The sequence below is a fragment of the Fictibacillus sp. 26RED30 genome (genome assembly GCF_015903845.1).
Classification (GTDB): domain Bacteria; phylum Bacillota; class Bacilli; order Bacillales; family Fictibacillaceae; genus Fictibacillus; species Fictibacillus phosphorivorans.
This window is the reverse complement of sequence record NZ_JACZDV010000007.1, coordinates 16,543-37,781: the sequence shown is the minus strand read 5'-3', so window position 1 is coordinate 37,781 and position 21,239 is coordinate 16,543. Positions and strand designations below refer to the sequence as shown.

The window sequence follows — 21,239 nt, the reverse complement described above, 5'->3', positions numbered from 1 at the left end:
TGTGAACAAACACTATATTATTTCTTTAGTTGGTGCCAGATAGCTTTGTAAAAGTTCTCGGTCTTCTGGAAAGGATAAGGTAAGCGTCTCTAACTCTTTCAAGGATACCCAGCTTATATCGTGTATTAAACCATCCGGATCTTGAATGACCGAAGAACCACTCACTAGATCTGTTAAAAAATAGTGAACGTTAAAATGGATGTTTTGAGAGATTCCTTCTTTAATATGTAGCTTTCTAACAACTTTTACGACATAACCCGTTTCTTCCCACACTTCACGAATGCCGCATTCCTCGAGACTCTCGTTGCCTTCTCTACCTCCAGAAGGAACACTCCACGTCTTCTCCTCATCTGCTGCTCCTTGTAAAACCATCAATAACTTTCCATCGTTCACACAAATACAACTTGCACCTTCCCACTTCATAGCCATTCCCCCTTATACAGCTATTTTCTGGACATGAAAAAAAAGTCCTGCGCTTGAATGCCAGGACTTTTCTACAATTATATGACGTTAAATTACTAAACTATATGACTTTAGTTTGTTCAGCTACTTTTTGAGTGTTCACAATGCAACATTTGCAATGATCCCACGTGTATAGCGTCTTGCTGTTTTGTTCTAACAAAGACAGAGAATCATCCGTACATTCAACGATCTTCGAATGTGGAATATCATGCTCTTTTTGTTCACCTGTCTTCATATCGATGTATACGATTCGCTCGCTCTTTCCCGTTGCAAGATCCAATTCGTAGACTAAAAGTTGATCGTCTACTTGATAAAGAGCTCGGGGAGAGATGGATAGCTTATATTCTGTAACCACTTTATCTTTGTCATTCAACACCATGATCTTCTTTGGGTCCCCGTTTAGAACGGGAGCACCTGAAACGTATACAAGATCTTCATGACATAAAATATCAGTAGGAGCCATGTTACTTCCTAGATTTATACGCTTTTTCTTCCCGTTACGGATGATGTAGAGAACCGCTTGATCTTCTTCAACAATATAGGAAGAAATGTAGAGAACATCTTGGTTCATCTCTACTTCCCACAGGAAGCCATTCACTTTCCACTCTTTTACTAACTCAGGGCCATCTTTAGAAAAGATTAAGACTGAGCCTTTTGAACCATCACCTTCACAAGCGACTACAACACTTGATTCGAATTCATAAAAGTTGGGTTGTCCTTTAATAATTTGAGATTTCAAGCAGCCGTTTTTATGGTCAAAGATGAAGAGCTTGTGGTCCCTTGACTGATCATCTACCTTTTTGGAGAACCAGTAATTCTTCTGTTTGTCCATGAATACTTCGGAGTAGGCAAAAGCGCCTTCCTCATTTCTTACTATATTTCCGGCCACTTCAGGATCACGTGAGACATACAGCGATTGATTCTTCTCTGCAGTTCGTGATGATAATTGATACATTTTAGCCATAGTACTCTCTCCCTTCAAATTTGACGCCGGCTCGGTGCTGACATAGGATTTATGTAAAACGTTCTTTTCAAAATTATCAATTTCTAGCAAAAACTTTGTATTTTCTGTTATATTTATCTTATCAGACATTCCATTTATTCTGTATTGGGAAAAATGGTAGGATAGATACTTGTTTAGTGGGGGTCTTGCATGACAATTTTCCCAAGTTCTGAAAGGGGGATTTTATGGTCGGTCAACGAATAAGATATTATAGAAAAACCAAAGGCCTAACCCAGGAAGAGCTGGCACAGGGAATTTGCTCTGTCTCATACTTGAGTAAAATTGAGAAAGGGGACGCCAAATCAAGCGAAGAAGTCATTAATCTGCTTTGCGAACGTCTAGGTATTTCGCCGGAGGAAGTAGACGAAAGCAAGATCCTTGAGATGTTGAATGAGTGGAATATGATGATGGTAAATCGGCAGTTTGAGGAAGCGATAGAATTTTTTCCTCAAGTTGAAAATAAAATTGACCATGTTACACACCCAGAGATAATGATAACTTTTAACCTTTATCTAGCTAAGTATTATATGGTTAAAGATTTACCCGAACTAGACAAAGCAAACTTAGAACTTGAAAAAGTCAAAAAGGTTTTTGACCAACTAACTCCTGATCAAATCTTTAATTATTTCCTACTGCAAGGTATGTATTATAATTATAGTGAAAAATACAATGACGCGCTTCAATTCCTTAAATTAGCAGAAGGTGAATTAAGCAAGAGTTTAAATATTATAGAAACAGAGATTGCTATATTATATTACTTATTGGCACTTACCTATAATTTCTTAATGAGAATAAACTCTGTAACAACTTATGCTTTTAAGGCAATTTCAATTTTTGATAAAGAATACAACTATAGTAGAAGCGCTGATTGCCAGGTCCTATTAGCAATTAGCTATAGACGAGCAAAGAATTATGATTTAGCAGAGTACCACTTAAATAATGCTCTAAAGTATTCTAAATCCTTTAAAGACGATTTTATGAGCGGAGTTATATATCATAATTTAGGGTATGTAACATCTTGTAAAAATGAACATTTAAAAGCAATAGATTATTTTAAGAAGAGTTTGGAATATAGAAATAGTCAAACACAGAAAAGAAAAGCATTAACCTTATTTTTACTTGCTACAGAATATTTAAAACTAAAAGATTATAAACGTGCTGAAGAATATCTTGAAGAAGGATATGAGTATTCAAATAACGATTTAGAGGTTTACTACCATCTAAGAGTCCTTCAATATCAGATTAGCGGAAAATACGATGAGAACTTTGAAACCTTAATAAGTAAAGATGTCATAAGTTTTTTTGAAAACAGAAGTAATTGGGAATATGTTGCAAAATACTCTGAACTATTAGCTGACGTATATTTTGACCAATCTTTATATAAAAGAGCTAGTAATTATTATCGAATTGCGAATAACGCAAGGAAAAATATTGTTTAATAAATAGGAGGAAAAATAAATGAAAAAACTAGTGGCATTAACACTAGCATTGGGTTTGCTTCTCTCATCTAACGTGAGCTCAACTCTAACTTTTGATGATTCGCCAAGAATAAATAAGGTGAAGATTGCTTTTGATGATTCTCCCACAATAAGAAAATCATTTAGATTTGCATTCGATGATTCCCCAACTATTAGAAGTAATTCAATTTTAGCATTTGATGACAGCCCTACGATTAGGAATAAATTTAATTTATCATTTGATGACAGTCCTACTATTAGAAGTTTTAAATTAAATATTTGATACGAATTTTAAAAACCCCATTACTGGGGTTTTTTTATGCCCTTATAACCACCTTCGTCCCAATAGGTACTATCTGCGATAATTCCAAAACATGATTATTATGCATCCGCACACATCCTTTGGATACGTTTTTGCCGATGGATGATGGTGTATCTGTGCCATGTATGCCGTAGTGAGGACGTGAGAGTCCCATCCACATGACTCCATACGGTCCACCTGGATTTGGCGCTTTATTAATTATGGTATAGGTTCCGGTCGGTGTAGGTGTTAGCATTTTTCCTACGCCGATCGGATAACGTTTGATTACTTTCCCATCTTTTACGAGGGCTAGTCTTTTTCTTGTTGTTGAAATATAGATCTCATAAGGCATCATCATACCTCCCGCTTTAGCTTATGCAGGACAACTATGAAATGACTCTATTCGGTTACCATGAAGCATTGCTCACTATGGGAGGCTTGTATCCTCCCTGTAGCTTCTAAAAAGCTTTCTGCCGTTGTTAAGCCAACGTGCTTAAAGGTTTTTCTCAACACTTTTTGTTTTTCTGCTGTTTCATGTGGCAAATGTTTTAAAAACTCTTCAAAACTGCCAAACTCTTTTATTAATGCATGAACTCTCTTCGCGTTTTCAATCGTCGCTTCAATTTTTTTTCTATGCCTGACAATCCCAGCATCATTTAGTAGTGCTTCAATCTCTTTTTCCCCAAACTGCATGACCTTTTCTACCTCAAACTGCGCAAAGGCTTGCCTGAAGTTCTCTCTTTTGTGAAGAATGGTCTTCCAGCTTAAGCCAGATTGAAACAGCTCTAGTGTTAAGCATTCGAATAAGGCATTGTCCCCAACCACAAACTGACCCCATTCGTTATCATGATACTGTTGCAGCATCTCACTTTCTTCACTCCACTTGCATCGGTTCATCTCACATACTCCTTTTATAAAAATAAAAAGCGCAGCCTGGCTGCACTTTTGTTATTGGGTTGCACGCATTTCTGAAAAAGGGTAGATGACGACTTCAGAACGACCTTCGATTGCTTTCGTTTCGATCAAACCTAGCCCGTTTCGTGAATCCATACTATTAAGACGGTTGTCGCCCATTACGAAAACTTTCCCTTTTGGGACTTTCAGTGGACCAAAATCCTCCGTTAGGTACACCCCTAAGCTTTTCGCTTCAGATTTATTTTCTTGAAGATAAGACTCTTTCACTTTTTTATTATTTACATAAAGGCTGTCACTCTTCATTTGAATAACGTCACCTTCTAAACCTATCACTCGTTTTACGTACCGCTTATCGTCACCTTTGATGATAACAATATCGCCTTTTTGGGGCTCAGAAAACGCATAAACAATTTTATTAACATACAGCTTTTCTTGGTCGTGAAGAGTAGGTGACATAGATGCACCTTCTACCATATATGGAGCAAAAAAATAGGCTTTTGTGATAAATACAAAGACTAAAGCAAATCCAATCGCCTTTAACCAGCTAACCCATTCACTTTTTTGCTTTGTTTCTTTTTCTTGTTCTATCATATCTTCATTCACCTCGGCGCAACGATTTCAATTTTTAATCGATCTGGATCTTCAAAGAATAAAGCATAATGATTTTCTCCACCTGCAAAAGGAAACTTGTCCTCATATAAAAAGGAAATATTTTTCTTCTTCAATTGTACACGAAGGTGCTCTATTTGCGCACGTGATTTAGCCCAAAAGGCCAGGTGATTAAGTCCTGAACGCTTTCGGTGAAAAGGGATGTCCATATACATTTCTTCTGTTTGTACAAAAACAAGATAAGACGATTCTATTTTGAAGCTAAAACCATTTTCCCATTCCTGATATAGAGAAAAACCTAACTCTGGCATCAGCCATTTATAAAACTCACTCGTTTTCCTCAGATTCTTCACATTAATTTCGATATGATGGAAGCCTTGTAGTGTTGTCATCGTTTCTCCTATTTCTTCCTGTACTTAAAAAAAGGTCCTCTATCACTTTTAATCTTTCGAGAAATAGCCTACAATGGTAAAGATTTCCGTTTCACTACAGGAGGGTTATACTTATGAATCCTAAAACAAAACACGCAGCAATCTTCCTGGCTATTTCTTTGCTTTGGTTGAAAACCTATATTGTTTATAAAGTTTCATTTACGCTGCCTATCGATCATTTCCTGCAAGAAATTTTATTATTTTTAAATCCGCTCAGTTTTCTCGTACTCTATTTTTGTTTAGCTAACCTTGCTTCACCTGGTAAAAGACGTCGAATCATTCTATGGCTGTCCTTCATTTATAGTTTTATCTTGTATGCGAACGTCGTCTATTATCGATTCTTTACGGACTTCCTTACGATCCCGGTATTGTTTCAAACCAAGAATGTTGGAGATATCGGAAACAGTGTTTATGAACTGGTCTATGTAACAGACATCTTCTTTTTTGTTGATTTGTTTCTATTAGCATATCTATTAAAGCAGACAAGATGGAAGGCTGATCATCTATTAAAACCTGTAGATCGCAGAAGAATATTTTTATGTGGTGTGGCTGTATTTGCCGTTCATTTGATTCTTGCAGAAATTAACCGACCACAGCTTTTAACCCGTACATTTGACAGAGAAATACTTGTGAAAAGCTTAGGAACGTTCAATTATCATCTGTACGACATCATGCTTCAATCGAAGTCTTCTATGCAAAAAGCACTAGCGAGCAACATGGATGCAGAGGAGATTCTCTCAAATGTGAAAAAAGAAACAGCTAACAACCCCGAGCTCTATGGAATTGCAAAAGGGAAAAACGTAATCATGGTATCCCTAGAATCCACCCAAAATTTTGTACTGAACTACAAAATAAACGGTAAAGAAGTTACTCCCTTTTTAAATGAACTTGCTGAATCTAGCTATTATTTTAATAACTTCTATCATCAAACAGGACAGGGAAAGACATCTGATTCTGAGTTTTTAATCGATAATTCCCTATATCCACTGCCAAGAGGTGCTGTTTTCCAAACACACCCATTAAATGAATACAACGCTATGCCTGAGATTTTAAAATCAAGTGGCTATTATTCAGCTGTTTTTCACGGCAATAATAAAAGCTTTTGGAACCGAGACGTTATCTATAAAACGATGGGCTATGACAAGTTTTATAGTGAAGAATATTATCATGTAACGGACGATAACTCGATTAACTATGGACTTAAAGATATACCTTTCTTTAAACAATCCATACCATACTTAAAGAAGCTGCCTCAGCCCTTTTATGCCCGATTTATTACCCTAACCAATCATCATCCATATTTAATTCATGAAAAAGAACAGTGGATTGAGCCTTATCCTGTAGATGATGGAACGGTTAGCCGCTATTTTACAACCGTTCGCTACGCGGACGAAGCACTGCGCCAGTTTTTTGAAGAACTGAAGAGCTCTGGACTATATGAGAATTCAGTCGTTGTTGTATATGGGGACCATTATGGCATATCAGAACGGCATCAAGAAGCGATGGCAGATGTATTGAACAAAGCAACGCTTACCGCTTACAATCAAGTGGAGCTGCAGCAAGTACCCTTATTCATTCACGTTCCAGGAAAAAAAGGCAAAAAGTTAGATACAGTTGGCGGACAGATCGACCTCAAACCTACTCTATTACACTTGCTTGGAATTGAGTCGAAGGATGACGTTCATTTTGGGACCGATCTTTTTTCAAAAGATCATCATGAATTAACCGTGCTCCGTAACGGCTCGTTCATTACAGACAACTATATTTATACAAATGAGACTTGTTATGTAAAACCATTTGGAGCACCTGTAGAAGAAGAAAAGTGCAAGTCATACATTGAGCAAGCAAAAGAGGAACTTGATCAGTCAGATCGAATCATATATGGTGATCTGCTGCGATTCTTAAAATAAATATAGCCCCTTGTGAGGGGCTATATTTTTTGGTGTCTATCAAGATTCATTTAAAACCTTCTTTTACTTCTTTTGATATGCTAATTATGGAGTTAAGACCTAGGATTAAACACGAAATAAAAAATATGGTACTCCACTCACCTATGAAGATTAAGTAAAAGATGCTTAACAGAGCAGCTAAAATAATAATACAATCTAAAATAAAGGCAAACTTCACTCTCATTTTCTTAACCTCCTAAGTCTTTTTATAAGGTTGTTTTCGAAAACTTTGTTGCTTTTGGAAGTGTTGATTTCCGTTCCAGGCTGCTCGCTTTCCACGGGGCAGACGCTGAGCCACATTCGTACGTTTCACTCTTAAGTGTCTCAGCTGTCCGCCTGTCCCGTAGGAGTCTCGCACCTTCCACTCCAATCAAATGTCAAAGGTGGAAATGAGTTAAAAATCAACAATCTTTTAGAAAAGAGCGTTTTGCAAAGAAGCAGTCTTATTTTATTATAAAAGATAATTTGTTGAAGGTGGAAATATGTTGAAACCTCTTTTTGCTTATTTTACAGATATTCACGGTAATTTAGATGCTCTTCAAGCTGTTATTGATGACGCTACACGTATGGGAATCTCTCGTTTTATTAGTGGCGGTGACATGATTGGGATCGGTCCGTTTACAAACGAGGTGCTAGAACGGTTATGTAACTTGCCATCTATTAAGATGGTTACGGGAAATCATGATGAATCGATTTTGGCGTTAAAATATGGTCTGCCTCACCCTAAGAGTCACTCGCATGCGAAACAACATCATCAATGGATTGCTGCCCAGCTTAAAGATACATATGCTCATACATTGAACGCACTTCCCCGAGAGCTTGCATTTGAGGAAGAAGGTTTTCACTTTCTCATCACACACTATCCTTATAAACAAGGAAAAAAGGAATCTTCAATATCTGAAGATCCTTTTATGCCGATTGTAAGTAAACCTGATTCTTTAGCTATGAAAGAGCTCTTTAAAGGCTTATTCACCTATGATTTTATAGGATTTGGTCATCATCATATCCTTCACGACTTTAAGGTAAATCAAACGCATTTAGTGAATCCTGGTGCACTAGGATGTAATAAGGTTGCCGAAGCGCGCTATGCCATCATCTATATCGCAGATGAAAAGGAACTTAAGATTGAATTTAAATCTGTAGCCTACGACCAAACAAATCTGTTTAAGACTTACAGAGAACTTGAAGTTCCAGATGGTGCGTTTTTAATGAGAGCTTTCCATAGTTAGGAGGTAGCTCTTTTTTTTGAGACTCATTTATTACTGTGCGTCTTTGTAGTAGAAATCATTTATTTTGTTTTATTCCATTCATCTAATGTCATCAAATTCTTCTTCGACATCCAGTCTTAAAGGAGCCATTAATTCGATGCTATTTCCATCTGGATCTTTAAAATAAATGGCTGCGTGAGCTTGTGGGTTATTAGGTAATACTAAAGGTTGTTTTTCATGTGAAAATCCAAAATTAGTAGAGACTTCTATAGCCCTTTCTTCTAACCAACTCTTTATATTTAACATATCCTCTCTATCTATTTGAAAAGCGATATGTCTTAACGATGGGTGATAGGGTGTTTTAACCTTGTCTGTTTCCCATAACCCTAACCAACTTCTTCCTTTCTCAATCCAGAAAAAAACTAAATTTTCTTGTTGATACGCGATTTCTAAATCTAGTTTCTTATAAAAATCTATGGACGTTTTAAGATTACTTACCGGTAAATGTGCTTCATAAAGTCCTTTAATCATTTGATTACTCCTATTAACTTATTCTATATTATCTTCGGGGATAGGATTGGTAGTTTGTATAAATTCAATCTCTTCTCCGTCTGGACCTTCATAAAAAACAGTTCTCCAACCGTTTGGAAGGTCAAAAGGTCCTTCTGTTAGAAAGATCTCCTTAAGAGATAGTTCCTTTATTTTTTCCGTTACAGAAGTCACGCTGAATGCGATATGGCCGGATGCCGTATGACTCCCTGAATTAGGCATCAATTCAAGCTGAAATCCTTCCCCTATTAAAAAATCTAGCTCTGTATCGTTCCACATATAACTTTCTTTCTTTTCAATGGGTAGAATCTTTTCATAGAATTCACTAGACTTTTTCATATCACTTACGTAGAGACCGATATGATGCAGCATCATGATTTTCTCACTTACAGAATTAGATTCATATCGCCAAACTCGTGCCAGAGATATCGCTTTTGAATCGCATCCTTGTAAGCTTTATATAACTTGGATCGGTCTACGAATGCAGAAAGCAATTGCAGATGACTCGCCTCCGGTTCATGCATCCCTGTAATTAATCCATCACATACGGCCAGTTTCGTATTTTCAGTAATATATAGATTCGTCCATCCACTAGCTGCCTGGACCTTTCCGTTTTGCTGAGCGACTGTCTCTAGCGTTCTTACAACTGTTGTACCAATTGCTATGACGCGACCTCCATTGTTTTTGGTTTCAGAAATAAGGTCTGCCGTTTCATTCGGGATATGATAGTTTTCAAAGTTTTTATCTGGTCCTTTATGCCACTTATCATCCAGCAAATAACTCAATCCCGTATGAAGCGTAATATAAGCGATTTTAACGCCTTTTTTCTGAAGTCGAAACAGAAGCTCCCAACTGAACGCCCTTCCAGCAGAAGGCATCTCTACAGACCCTGGAATGGTTGCGAAAACCGTTTGATAGTAATCTAGATTCCAAGGCTTCTGGATGTATTCATACCTGACGGGTTCTCCTAAATCATAGATTTGGTTGAACAGCGAAGAGCAGCATAGATTAAAGGCTAATGATACAAAAGGTGCGTCTTCTGACTGTTCGATAATAGCAGCCGTTAATGTTGGCGAAAAACGGATGATATCACCCTCTTTTACAGTTCCGCTAACGGGAAGTGCTTCCCATATTGATTCATTCTTCCTGTGAGCCAGTCGGATCTCTACCTCAGAGCCATCAGCTTCTTTTCGACTCTTTAAAACGGCTGGAACTGTTCGGCTCGCGTTAAGTACGAGCAGATCACCTTTTTTCAAATAACGGTCCAGTTGGTAGAATTGTGTATGATCTGTCTTTCCTGTGTTTTTGTCGAGCACCATCATTTTCACATAATCTCTGCGTAATCCTCTTCGTTCTGGTGGTTCTATTGCATTTAGTTCATCTGGAACGTCAAACTTCATCGCTGTTTCCATTAAAACTCACTCCCCTCAAGCTGAAACATCTGTGCTTCAAATCGCTTGCCTGTAATGAGGGAAGAGGCATCTGATGCTAAGTATCCAAAAACAGCCGTCAGATCTTCAGGCTTTGCAAGCTCATAATCACAATCTGGTACAGCACGTGCATGCATGTCTGTATCCATCTCACCAGGATCAACCATGTTCACACGTACACCAGATTCACTAACTTCGTCTGCCCATGTTTCGGTCAACCCTTCAAGTGCAAATTTTGAGATGCCATATGCCCCCCAACCTGCATAACCAGTTGCTCCCGCTTCTGATGTAATATTAATGATGCTTCCCTGTTGTTTTTGCAGCATGATCGGCAACACTCTTCTTGTTACTAAAAATGGTCCGATCGTATTTACGCGAAGAACTTCTTCAAAATCCTGTTCTGGATAATCAAGTAAATAAGGAATTGGGCTAGGACCTATGATGGATGCATTGTTAATTAAAACATCTATTACTCCAAAGTGATCTTCTGTCAGAGCTACGAATCGTTCTACATCTTTTGACTTCGACATATCTGCTTCTATCGCTAGAACATCTGCTCCAAGCTGAATCGCTTCACTCTTCACACTTTGAAGGGCATCTTTGTTTCTTGCGCATATCGCCAAGTTATAACCTTCCCGGGCAAAATATAGAGAGAGCGCTTTACCTAAACCTTTTGAAGCTCCTGTTATCATGATTACTTTTTTCATTTCATGTTCCTCCTAAATTTATATTTTATACTTTTTATACATTTATGTTTACTAAGTATTTTTATTATAGTGACACTTCTTTTCATTCGTCAACGATTTAATTTACAAATTTTTCGACAAATTTCCCGGAAAATAAAAAAACCTCTGCCGTAGCAAAGGTTTTACTTTAGCCTAAACGATGCTCCATCTATGATTTCAACATCGTTTCTTTCTTTTATTTCCCTCATAAGCTGAAAAAGGGCTAAATCTTTTTTCTTGGATTCAATCATACAGTCTATTTCTTCCACACTACCTTTTACTTCTTTTAAAAAATCAAAAAACATATTCACATCCACAAAGTCAGCATGATTCCTAAATTGCTTCTCGCTCTTTGGACTGGAGATATGCATCTTCAATGGCAACGGTGATGCTTTCCAAGACTCTACTACGCGTGGCCAATGCTGTACCCAGTTCTCGTCATGATGGTATGCAAGGTGATGGTGATAATCGAACACGAGGGGAATCTGCAATTTTTCACATAGGTATAGTGCATCCGCCATAGTAAAAGAAGTATCGTCATTCTCAAGCATGATCATTCTTTGAATCGATAACGGAACGCTTCCCCAATTCTGCACGAAGCGCTCAAGTGCTACATCGGTTTCTTTATAATTTCCACCTACATGCATCACACAACGATGCTCTGTATCGATTCCCATGCTTTTAAGTATTTTGTAGTGAAGCTGTAGCGTCTTTAGAGAATTTTTAAGAATCTCTTTTTTCGGAGAATTGATCAGCACAAAATGGTCCGGGTGAAAGTCTAACCTCATATTATGTTGTTTTGCATATTGTCCCATCTCATGAAGTGCATCACGTAAAGGAGTGATATAATCCCAGTCTAAGAGCTCACTATGATTGGCTAGCGGAATGATCCTAGATGTCATTCGATAAAACCGTACATCGTTAGCCACGGCATGCTTTAACACTCGTAGCGTATTGGTTATATTGGCTAGCGATATGCGCTCAAGTTTCCTCAACCCTGCTTCTCTATTCTGCAGCTGGCTGAATTGTTTATAGGTCATCGTTTTGGACGGAGAAGCATTTTTTAACTCCATGCTCATCGCCACAAAACCAAGCTTAATTATAGTCATCTGTCACACCTCTTTTTCATCACTACCAGTATGACCCTATTGCTTTTGTTTTTATCCAATATGATGAATTGAACAAGAATGCAAATAAAAAAAACTGCCCTCAACATCAAGGACAGTTCACATGTCTACTCAGGTAAATATCTTTTAGAACCTACATAGGTTCCCTTCCAGTACTTAGCATCGAGTGACTGTATCCGTACACCTTTTGAAGTAGCTGCGATAAACTCTTTATTCCCCATATAGATGCCTACAAATGAGACGCTTTTACCATTTGTTTTGAAAAATACGAGGTCACCTAATTTTTCTTTTCCTTTTGCAACGGGTGTGCCGCCTTTATACTGATCAGCGGCCGTTCTTGGCAAACTTTTGTTCACTACTGTTGTTTTGAATATATATGTGGTAAACCCTGATGCATCAAATCCTTTTGGTGTTGTGCCACCCCATTTAAATGGAGCTCCTTTGTAGAGTTTAGCCGTTTCTGTCACTTCTTGATCATAAGATGGAGATGCTTTTGCTGCAGATACACCACCTAAGATCAACAGAGCTGCGAGTCCTAATGAAACTACTGCGACGAGTAAACGTTTCATGAATAACATCCTCTCTTTAATGAACTCTTTCACTCTATTAGTCGACGGCCACAGAATTTAAGTTACTTTCTTTTCATAGAAAAAAGACTGCAAATTGCAGCCTTTTTCGACAAACGTATTTATATTAGAATTTTTTCTAAAAGATTGTTGCATTCTCTTTTTAAATTACGTCTATGACAGTCGAATGTGGCTCACTGTCTGCCCCGCGGAAAGCGAAGCACCTGGAGAGGAGATCAACTACTTTCGGGAAGCAACAATGTATATCATTGATAGAAGTTTGCACCGGTCACTCCTTCAATCTCTTCATCAAGCTGATAAGGGCCGATTGAATCGAGTTTCGTGTTATTAAACTTCACAGACTCAAAACCGTAGCTCTCAGCTGTTAATAGAATAGCATCAATCATCATCAGGTCTTCCGTATCATCTGCTGATAATTTTATAGAATCAGGAAATGTAACCTCTACATCATCCTTGTTAATAATTTTCACACCTAATACTGTATCTTTTGGTAACAATGGCTTAAGTCCACGCTTTTGCTCATCATCCATCATCTCGAGCGCATCTGTAAACTCCTTTGGCATTGAATCAGCGTCTATCCCCGTTGAAAACAGACTTACGATAAACGAATCTGTTGATGGTGCGTCATAACGGAAATGCGGAGCACCTGGAACCTGAAGATCCCATTCTGAAACTGTACCATATCGCGGAAATTCATACCCATTTTCACCGTTCATGCGAAATTCAACCTTTGCCTTCTGCCCTTCATTGGCAAAAGTCATTGAAATGAGTGCTTGTAGCAATGGTTCTTCTGCTTCGTTAATCGTATCCTTCGGGAAATCAACAATGACCGTCTCTTCTTCTTCGGTTATTGTAGCCTTTTCTAACGGACTATTTGTTAACCCAACATCGCTTGGGTTGAATGCTTTAAGTTCTTTATTTACTTTATTGACGTAATAATCTTCATCTGTTAAAAAACTTACAGGTATGACAAGCTGTGCTTGTTCATCCAAGTAACCTACAGTCACCCAGTCTTTGTTCATTGCTTTTATATTTTTGTCCAAATAAGGTCCGTGATAAGCAACGGAAGGTTCAGTTTTCATGATTCCAACTGAGTTTTGATCCTTATCCGCTGAGTCATCTAAAGACTTTCCTTCCATCTTATCGTTTTCAGCGACCTTGGAGTTTTCCATCTGCACACCGTTCTTGATCAGATCTGGGGCAAAAACACCAAATATGACGAGCGCACAAGCTGTAGCTAGGGCTGGTAGACTCCATGAAGGAAGCCGCTTCCCCTTATTGTCCTTATAATTAATATTTGCTTGAACCTTTAAGAAGAGCTCCTGCTTGGATTGGCGGTCTCTTATCGGGGGCAAATGCTTAAGATGCTGTTCAATTTTTTCTTCGTTCCACTTAATTGGTTCCATCTTTCAATTCCTCCTCCAGGCCCGGTTGCTGATCCAGCCATTTGCGCAATTCTTTTATAGCCCGGTGCTGGGTGGTCTTCACTTTACTTTCGGTCCAACTTAGTATTTGCGCAGTTTCTGAGATCGATAATGACTGAATGTACCGAAGTACAAGCACTTGCTGCTGATCGAGTGAACAACGTTTCATCATTGTATATAAATCTCCGTAAGACTCTTTTTTTGCAACTAACTCTTCTGGAAGGGGATCCTGATCACGCAATAAACTCTCACTTTCTTTTATATCAAAAAATAGGAACCGTTTGTTGCGTCTTGATTGTTTTCTAAGCCAGTCAATGGCCACGTGCCTGGCAATGGAATACAACCATGTTTTCTCTGAACTTTTGCCCTCGAAACTTTCGTAAGCGTTTAACACTCGGATATAAACCTCTTGCACAAGATCTTCTGCCGATTCACGATTTCGTACCATATAGAAGATAAATTGAAATAATGCCGTATGGTACTCATCATACAGTCGGTCGAACGTTTCTTTCACTTCGGGTGGCCCCCTATCTCTATGTATTTATGTAGTCGAATATTCTTATAAAAAGTTACATTACAAATATGTTACTTCTAAGTCTACTCTTTTTTATATCATCTCGATAGGACCATTTGGTCGATAAATCCCAACAAAAGGGGAACTCCTTAGACAAAACTAGCCAGTAAATATGCCTCCAGCAATATTGGTGGTATTTTGGGGAGAGCATCGATACGTAGCGGGGTATTTTGAATGTTACTCAAGAAATATTTATGAAGAACCATAGAGTTTTGAATTTAATCCCGCGAGTTTTTCATATATCCACGAGTCTATGTATTAGGACCCTCACTACTGAAGCATCTCTTAACACATATAAAAAAGACACCAAAAAATATGGTGCCTTCTCTTTATTTCGTTTTCACATAGCTTAAAAACATCTCTTCAATCGTATCCCAAGCAATTCGATACTGTTCTTCTTCTCCTAAAAATGAATAATGAAGTACATTACCGTCACGAACAGCCCAAAAAATTCGTGATACATTTTGCGGATCCAGCTCTTTTTTGATTTCTCCCGATTCCTGACCCTCTACTATGATTTTTACAATATAATCGATAAACCGATTGTATCGCGCTGCAAGAATAGACCGTAGATCTTCTTGTCTTGATCCATAAAGCCAGAATTCAATATATACACGCATCGTCTGCTGATCATCTTCTTTTAACTCTTGCTTTTTCCAACGTTTGAATAGATTTTCAAGCTTTCTGCTAGCACTTTTAAGAGAGGCGTTCTCTTGTTCCATATCTTCAAAAAATTCATCTGTACGCTTTTTTAACAGCTGCAGATAGATCTCTTCTTTGCTCGCAAAATAGTTATAGATCGCACCTTTACTAATGTTTGAATCTTTCACTATATCGTCAATAATCGTAGCTTGATATCCCTTTTCACTGAAGCATTTTAAGGCGCTCTCAAGAATGTGGTTGCGTTTCTCTTCTTTATACTCAGCTGAAACTTTAGGCATGATGCTTCCTCCATTTATGACACGTCTTCCTTGATAAGTATAACAGAGTTTTCAGTCTATTTCGGAAAAAGTTTTCACCGCTCGATAGTCGTTCGTTTGTCTGATTCCACGTTCCATGTGTACTTGTTCAACATACGTCGAAAACCCTGTTTTACGCAGCAGTTGGTTTACGTGATCCTCTTTTTTAGGAATATTAATCGTCATCCTTTTTACTGACCCTTCAGCGGGTGCGAATACCGATTTTACTAGTTCTCTAACTGTGGCTTCTTGTAAAGCATGCTCATCAATTACACATTGATAGAGTAGGATAGCAGAAAGCTCTCCCGTTTCTTTATAGATTCTTTTATAAACGGCGTATCCGAGTGGTACTTCTTCATTTACCCCAATCACACAGATAAAATCTTTTAAACTTTGAAATTGCGTCTGCCATGCGGTGGTAGATTTAAAAAAAGGCAGTTGTTGTATATCATGCATGGATACTTCCTTGACCTTTACATCTGAACATGTATCGTTCCAAGTGGTAATGACTCCTTCATGCTGAAGATATGTCAGCTCTTCGAACGTCACATAACCCATACTTTCATATAGTTTAATAGCAGCTTCATTTTCTTTAATGGCTTCGAGCCTTGCAATTTCAACTTTCTCTTCTTCGTATATCTTTAGGCAGACCGATATAAGCTTCTTACCTACACCCATCCCTCTAAAAGCTGGAGCAATCGCGGTTCCACCGTTCCATACGTATCGTTTGCCGTTGATCGTTCGAAAGCTGTTCAGCACAAACCCTGCTAACTTGCCATCGTAAACAGCCACGACTGACTTTTCTAAAGAAATCCCTTCACCAGCAATCTTTAGTATGAATCGATTAAGGTCCATGGTCATATCTGAGAAATAATGCTTCCACGATTCGTTCCATAACAAAATCGCTTCATTAAAAGTTAACTCACTAAATCGTTTAATGACTAACACCACAATCACTCCTCTATCCTCTTTTAAAACGACTGGTCGTTTTATTAAATTTTATAAAATAAAGGATGCAATGGCCAACATAATCGTTCGACAAAAACAGTATTGTTTCTTAAGGCTTAGTAAAATCAATAAAAAAGCTGATATCAAGTGGTTCATTCAAGATATCAGCTTCTTATACTTTTATGATTTTTCTTCAAACAGCATCTTAAAGTGATCATAATACTCTTCTACCTTTTGATCTTCTTGCTTCAAATAATCGTCTAGTTGTTGTTCTGAAGATAACTGAAGAGCCTTCTCTCCAAATTCACTCATATCATCTAACACACCAGATGTTTTTTCTCCGATCTCAACATCTTCTTTTAAAAGTTGAGCGACTTCCGTTAGCTTATTGAGTTGTTCTTCATTTATGTTCTTTTTTTGATGAATTTCTTCCAACATGGAGTAAATGATCTGAGCTCTTTCTTTTGTCTGTGTTTTCATAGAACCACTCCTCTATTTAACTTTTCCCCCATCGTGTGCCTTAATAAACTGTTTTATATTTACAAGTATTGGGTAAATCAGGAGTAGTAACTTAGAGAAAGGAAGAGTGCTGTGGCGAAAAGGTCTGTACTTCGTAAAAAAAGAAAACGTTCAGTCTGGATTCGGCGAACAGCTATTGTTACATTGATTCTTTTCTTATCCAGCGTGACATTTGGAGGCGCTTTAATCTATGCATACGTGAACGGCACTCCAAATCTAACAGCGGATGACTTAAAAGATCCTCAATCATCGATGATTTATGACATGAACGATGAGTTCATCACATATGTAACAGGCTCTGAACGACGAGAATATGTCAAGATCGATAACATTCCAGAACTCATACAACAAGCATTTATTTCGACAGAAGACGTTCGCTTTAAAGATCACATGGGAATTGATGTGAAGCGAATTGCCGGAGCTGCCGTTGCAAATGTACAAGACGGATTCGGTGCTGAAGGGGCAAGCACGATCACACAGCAAGTTGTTAAAAACTCTGTCCTGTCATCAGAAAAAACTCTTGAACGAAAAGTGCAAGAGGCCTACCTTGCTATTCAGTTAGAACAAAAATACTCTAAAGATCAAATCTTAGAGATGTACCTCAATAAGATTTACTTTGGAAGCGGTGCTTATGGAGTAGCAACAGCTTCAAAGACATATTTTAATAAACCGCTGAAAGAGCTATCACCTGCTGAAGCCGCTCTTTTAGCTGGTCTGCCTCAAAGACCGAGCAGTTATGACCCCTTTCTTCACCCTAAAGTGGCAGAAGAAAGACGAAATACCGTATTGCAGCTCATGTATAAAAATGGCGCAATCACAAAAGAACAAAAAGAAGAAGCTGTTAACACACCCGTAACAGACTCCCTCTCAAAGGAAAAAGCAAAGCGATTAAAATACGATGCCTTTATTCAACAAGTAATTAAAGAATTAAAAGAAAAAGGGGTATCTGAACGTTCTATATATGAAGGCGGATTAAAGATTTATACAACACTTGATCCAAAAGCTCAAGCTCACACCGAAAAAGTGTTATCGACTGAAGAATATGTGAACTATCCAAATGACAAATTTAAGGCCGGTGTCGCACTGCTCGATACAAAGACAGGTGTGATTCGGGCACTAGGCGGGAACCGAACAAGCGGTGACCAAAACATTGAAAAAGGCTTTAACTACGCCACTGATATTACACGCCAGCCGGGCTCGACCATTAAGCCAATCTTGGATTATGGTCCAGCTATAGAAAAGTTTAAATGGTCTACCTATAAACAGATTAAAGATGAGGAGCTAGAGATTGACGGTTGGGAAGCTGGAAACTGGGATGATGAATTTCATGGAGATGTTTCTATGAGAGAAGCACTCGTTCATTCCTACAACATTCCTGCGATCAAAACCTTTATGGAAGTTGGCTCAGAAGATGCTGTAAGCTTTGCCAAACAGCTAGGCATTCCGATTAAAACGGCTCATCCCGCCTATGCGATTGGCGGATTTGGCAAAGGACCCTCACCTTTAGAACTAGCAGGCGCTTATACAGCATTCGGAAACCAAGGCGTCTATCATAAACCGACCACTCTTCGTAGTGTGAAGTATCCGGATGGTTATGAAACGAAGTACGAATCTAAGCCTGTTGCAGCCATGCATGATTACACGGCATATATGATTACCGATATGCTAAAAGATGTTGTTAACCGAGGAACAGGAACGCTTGCCGCTATCCCTGGGTTAGAGGTTGCAGGAAAGACGGGAACGACGAATATGCCTGATGGTCTTGATCACATTGAGAAGGGCTCTAGTGACTCCTGGTTCGCAGGTTATACAACTAACTATACTGCAGCCGTATGGACGGGATATGACAAAACAACAGCTCAGAGCTACCTAACACCTGAAGACCAAAAGATCGCCAAATACATCTTTAAATCCATTGTCTCAGAAGTTTCAAAGGATAAAAAGACTGCAGGATTTTCTAAGCCAAAGTCGGTTGAGGAAGTCTATATTAATAAAGATACCGGCTATGTAACGAAAAGTAATAGTGGTTCTAACGTCACAAAAGAATTGATCGTAAAAGGTACATCACTAAAAGAGATGACTGCTCCGGTTAAGACCAAAAAAGCAGGTAAGAAAGAACGAGCGAAGAGTAACAAGAATGATGAAGATAAAAATAAAGACGAAAAGAAAGATTCAGACAAGGTTAAGGAAGAAGAGAAAAAGAAAGAAGACGAAAAACAAACAGAGCCTCCTCCAACAAAACCAGAAGATGAGGCCGATCCGCCACCACCACAAGATGACAACCCGGATGATCCTGGAACAGATCCTGAACCTGAGGATCCACCGACAGTGCCAGACCCACCTCCAACGGAACCGCCTCCTACAACAGACCCGCCACCAACCGATCCACCACCAGCGGACGATGGTGAAGGTACGGGAACAGGTACGGGAACAGGAACAGGAGCTGGTGCTGGTGGTGGTACAACCGGCACAACAACTACACAGTAGTAAAAAAAGTAACCCGCTACTTTTAGCGGGTTACTTTTCTATAAATTCATACAAAAAGGATTCTCCGTTACGATAAAAACGAGGATCATAGATTCCGAGTTTTTCCTCTTCTTCAACCACGACAACGAATGGAGACCAATCATAAAGTGTTTTTGCTCGTGGATTCTCTTCAAACAGCGGCTCTAGATCCGCTTCATCGCTGGAAACCAATCGATGCTCTATCTCAGGCTCAATAAAAATGCTATCTTTTATAATTTCTACTTCACTATCTTTTTTCCCGATCACTTGAAACTGAGTAGGAACAAAGCCAGCAGCTAATGCTACCTCATCATACTTTTCTTTTGCTTCGTTATAGACCACATAGCCTTGGAGAGATTGGATCGCAACATGTGCAACCATCAAAATCCATACCACGCGAAAAACTTTGAAACGAACTGATGGCTCTTTTTTTCTTGAAACGATAAAACCAGCAAGCATCAAGAACCAATATACAAAATCAACGATTGGAATCGTACCAAATGTGACTCGATAGCTAGAAAAAGGCTCTAGATATCCTGTTCCCCACGTGTTAAAGAGATCACTCGTATTATGAATAAACACGGCCAAAAGCGCCCAGTAGAAAAGCCTTCGATCCTTCACCTTAAATAAAAGCCTGCTAAGAAGATAGATGATAAAGCCCCAAACAGGAACGAGGAAAAAAGAGTGTGTTAATCCTCTATGCCACATTTGCTGCATGATGCGGCCCGTTTCTGTAAGGTTTACGACCACATCTATATCAGGAATCTGACTGCCGACCACTGTCGTAAACAACAAAGCCCTCTTGTGTGACTTGTCCATATTCATTTTATTCGCAGCGCCATACAACGTTAAACCAAACAATGTGTGAGTTACTGTATCCATAGGTCCTCTTTAATTCGTTTTTCTTTTATGTTAACGAAAAAAAGAACTTCTGTCTTGAAAGAAGCTCGTTTAAAGTTTACCATTATTTCCTAAGATAATTTCCGGGGAAATTCGACTTTATTTCCTACTTGTTTACACTTCTTGTTTGGATAGTTCAATCCCTTTGTTCAAAAGGAATTTTTCAATCTGCTGTTTGTGATGATTGTCGTGTTCAACCAATCCCTTGATATATTCACATAATGAAACCCATGAATGACTCATTTGGATTTTCTCTTCCCATATAGCATTCGGCACTTCTTGAAGTTTCCTAGCTAAAACGAGTCGGCATTCAATCACTTCATCAATTAAAGCATTCTTAGAGATACCCGATTTTGCTTCATGGGCAGCATTTAGGTTTATTTCTTCTACATCCCCTTTTTTTGGCGGAGTGTTCGATTTCTTTAAAAAATAAGAAAGTCTTTCATCCCAAACAAAGACATCCCACGCTTTTAGATGGGCGATGATTTCACCTGTAGACCACTTACCTTCATGAATAGGCTCTAACCAATATTCTTCAGGCATTCTTCTAAGTTCCTCGAGCCAATTCACTAAACTGCTATACTGCTTAATCACTTCACTCATTAGCATGTCCTCCTAGCATTTCATTAAACTTTTTCATTTTAATAGGATTTTGTC

Annotated in this window: 25 protein-coding genes; 5 read left to right on the top strand and 20 right to left on the bottom strand. The window is 38.5% G+C overall.

Going from position 1 to position 21,239, the window contains the following annotated elements; genetic code table 11:
• Positions 1-12: 12 nt before the first annotated feature.
• Both IHV11_RS20010 and IHV11_RS20005 read right to left on the bottom strand, forming a co-directional pair.
• A complete protein-coding gene (locus IHV11_RS20010) occupies positions 13-423 on the bottom strand; it encodes an NUDIX hydrolase (RefSeq protein ID WP_370568721.1) in 411 nt (136 codons plus the stop codon).
• Between the two features lie 100 nt (positions 424-523).
• Positions 524-1,426, bottom strand: a complete 903-nt coding sequence (locus tag IHV11_RS20005) for a hypothetical protein (protein ID WP_197196015.1) — start codon at positions 1,424-1,426, stop codon at positions 524-526.
• Positions 1,427-1,650: 224 nt separating this feature from the next.
• Here IHV11_RS20005 and IHV11_RS20000 point away from each other — a divergent pair, with 224 nt between their 5' ends.
• Together IHV11_RS20000 and IHV11_RS19995 are read left to right on the top strand one after the other, a co-directional pair.
• On the top strand, positions 1,651-2,904 hold the full coding sequence (locus IHV11_RS20000) for a helix-turn-helix domain-containing protein (protein ID WP_197196014.1): 1,254 nt from the start codon (positions 1,651-1,653) through the stop codon (positions 2,902-2,904).
• Between the two features lie 19 nt (positions 2,905-2,923).
• The gene (locus tag IHV11_RS19995; RefSeq protein WP_197196013.1) at positions 2,924-3,205 is read left to right on the top strand and encodes a hypothetical protein; all 282 of its coding nucleotides are present in this window, start codon (positions 2,924-2,926) and stop codon (positions 3,203-3,205) included.
• 34 nt (positions 3,206-3,239) lie between these two features.
• On the opposite strand, the gene IHV11_RS19990 is transcribed toward IHV11_RS19995, so the two are convergent.
• The 4 genes from IHV11_RS19990 to IHV11_RS19975 are packed head-to-tail and all read right to left on the bottom strand — an operon-like array spanning position 3,240 to position 5,139.
• A complete protein-coding gene (locus IHV11_RS19990; protein ID WP_370568723.1) occupies positions 3,240-3,578 on the bottom strand; it encodes a L,D-transpeptidase in 339 nt (112 codons plus the stop codon).
• A 44-nt stretch (positions 3,579-3,622) separates the two neighbouring features.
• Positions 3,623-4,120, bottom strand: a complete 498-nt coding sequence (locus IHV11_RS19985; protein ID WP_197196012.1) for a DNA-3-methyladenine glycosylase I — start codon at positions 4,118-4,120, stop codon at positions 3,623-3,625.
• Between the two features lie 51 nt (positions 4,121-4,171).
• Positions 4,172-4,729 carry a signal peptidase I gene (gene lepB / locus IHV11_RS19980; protein ID WP_197134340.1) on the bottom strand — a complete coding sequence of 186 codons (558 nt, stop codon included), beginning with the start codon at positions 4,727-4,729 and terminating at the stop codon, positions 4,172-4,174.
• Between the two features lie 8 nt (positions 4,730-4,737).
• Positions 4,738-5,139 carry a VOC family protein gene (locus IHV11_RS19975; RefSeq protein ID WP_197196011.1) on the bottom strand — a complete coding sequence of 134 codons (402 nt, stop codon included), beginning with the start codon at positions 5,137-5,139 and terminating at the stop codon, positions 4,738-4,740.
• Positions 5,140-5,252: 113 nt separating this feature from the next.
• Here IHV11_RS19975 and IHV11_RS19970 point away from each other — a divergent pair, with 113 nt between their 5' ends.
• Entirely contained in the window at positions 5,253-7,088 is a 1,836-nt protein-coding gene (locus IHV11_RS19970) for an LTA synthase family protein (protein WP_197196010.1), read from the top strand.
• Positions 7,089-7,134: 46 nt separating this feature from the next.
• On the opposite strand, the gene IHV11_RS19965 is transcribed toward IHV11_RS19970, so the two are convergent.
• Positions 7,135-7,311 (bottom strand): hypothetical protein, encoded by a 177-nt coding sequence (locus tag IHV11_RS19965; protein WP_197192172.1) that lies wholly within the window; start codon positions 7,309-7,311, stop codon positions 7,135-7,137.
• Positions 7,312-7,609: 298 nt separating this feature from the next.
• On the opposite strand from IHV11_RS19965, the gene IHV11_RS19960 reads away from it, so the two are divergent.
• A complete protein-coding gene (locus IHV11_RS19960) occupies positions 7,610-8,356 on the top strand; it encodes a metallophosphoesterase family protein (RefSeq protein ID WP_197196009.1) in 747 nt (248 codons plus the stop codon).
• Between the two features lie 78 nt (positions 8,357-8,434).
• Here IHV11_RS19960 and IHV11_RS19955 read toward each other — a convergent pair whose 3' ends face one another.
• The 11 genes from IHV11_RS19955 to IHV11_RS19905 all read right to left on the bottom strand — a co-directional run bounded on the left by IHV11_RS19955 (position 8,435) and on the right by IHV11_RS19905 (position 17,138).
• Entirely contained in the window at positions 8,435-8,866 is a 432-nt protein-coding gene (locus IHV11_RS19955; RefSeq protein ID WP_197196008.1) for a VOC family protein, read from the bottom strand.
• A gap of 18 nt (positions 8,867-8,884) precedes the next feature.
• Positions 8,885-9,259, bottom strand: coding sequence for a VOC family protein (locus tag IHV11_RS19950; protein WP_197196007.1), 375 nt, complete (start codon positions 9,257-9,259; stop codon positions 8,885-8,887).
• An 11-nt stretch (positions 9,260-9,270) separates the two neighbouring features.
• Positions 9,271-10,296, bottom strand: coding sequence for an S-adenosylmethionine:tRNA ribosyltransferase-isomerase (locus IHV11_RS19945; RefSeq protein WP_197196006.1), 1,026 nt, complete (start codon positions 10,294-10,296; stop codon positions 9,271-9,273).
• Complete coding sequence (locus IHV11_RS19940; protein ID WP_197196005.1) at positions 10,296-11,021, bottom strand: SDR family NAD(P)-dependent oxidoreductase; 726 nt, start codon at positions 11,019-11,021, stop codon at positions 10,296-10,298. Before IHV11_RS19940 ends, IHV11_RS19945 begins: the two co-directional genes overlap by 1 nt.
• A 161-nt stretch (positions 11,022-11,182) precedes the next feature.
• On the bottom strand, positions 11,183-12,148 hold the full coding sequence (gene uvsE, locus IHV11_RS19935) for a UV DNA damage repair endonuclease UvsE (RefSeq protein ID WP_197196004.1): 966 nt from the start codon (positions 12,146-12,148) through the stop codon (positions 11,183-11,185).
• Between the two features lie 125 nt (positions 12,149-12,273).
• Positions 12,274-12,735, bottom strand: a complete 462-nt coding sequence (locus tag IHV11_RS19930) for a C40 family peptidase (RefSeq protein WP_197134313.1) — start codon at positions 12,733-12,735, stop codon at positions 12,274-12,276.
• Positions 12,736-12,998: 263 nt separating this feature from the next.
• Positions 12,999-14,159, bottom strand: a complete 1,161-nt coding sequence (locus tag IHV11_RS19925; RefSeq protein WP_197196003.1) for a GerMN domain-containing protein — start codon at positions 14,157-14,159, stop codon at positions 12,999-13,001.
• Complete coding sequence (locus tag IHV11_RS19920; RefSeq protein WP_197196002.1) at positions 14,146-14,691, bottom strand: RNA polymerase sigma factor SigX; 546 nt, start codon at positions 14,689-14,691, stop codon at positions 14,146-14,148. Before IHV11_RS19920 ends, IHV11_RS19925 begins: the two co-directional genes overlap by 14 nt.
• Before the next feature lie 389 nt (positions 14,692-15,080).
• Complete coding sequence (locus IHV11_RS19915; protein WP_197134304.1) at positions 15,081-15,692, bottom strand: TetR/AcrR family transcriptional regulator; 612 nt, start codon at positions 15,690-15,692, stop codon at positions 15,081-15,083.
• A 51-nt stretch (positions 15,693-15,743) separates the two neighbouring features.
• Positions 15,744-16,658, bottom strand: coding sequence for a GNAT family N-acetyltransferase (locus IHV11_RS19910; RefSeq protein WP_197196001.1), 915 nt, complete (start codon positions 16,656-16,658; stop codon positions 15,744-15,746).
• A 180-nt stretch (positions 16,659-16,838) separates the two neighbouring features.
• Positions 16,839-17,138, bottom strand: a complete 300-nt coding sequence (locus IHV11_RS19905) for a hypothetical protein (protein ID WP_197196000.1) — start codon at positions 17,136-17,138, stop codon at positions 16,839-16,841.
• 111 nt (positions 17,139-17,249) lie between these two features.
• Here IHV11_RS19905 and IHV11_RS19900 point away from each other — a divergent pair, with 111 nt between their 5' ends.
• Positions 17,250-19,664, top strand: coding sequence for a transglycosylase domain-containing protein (locus IHV11_RS19900; RefSeq protein ID WP_197195999.1), 2,415 nt, complete (start codon positions 17,250-17,252; stop codon positions 19,662-19,664).
• 30 nt (positions 19,665-19,694) lie between these two features.
• Here the strand turns inward: IHV11_RS19900 and IHV11_RS19895 are convergent, their stop codons facing one another.
• Both IHV11_RS19895 and IHV11_RS19890 read right to left on the bottom strand, forming a co-directional pair.
• Positions 19,695-20,564, bottom strand: coding sequence for a metal-dependent hydrolase (locus IHV11_RS19895; RefSeq protein WP_197195998.1), 870 nt, complete (start codon positions 20,562-20,564; stop codon positions 19,695-19,697).
• A gap of 132 nt (positions 20,565-20,696) precedes the next feature.
• Positions 20,697-21,185 (bottom strand): DinB family protein, encoded by a 489-nt coding sequence (locus IHV11_RS19890; protein ID WP_197195997.1) that lies wholly within the window; start codon positions 21,183-21,185, stop codon positions 20,697-20,699.
• Positions 21,186-21,239 lie beyond the last annotated feature (54 nt).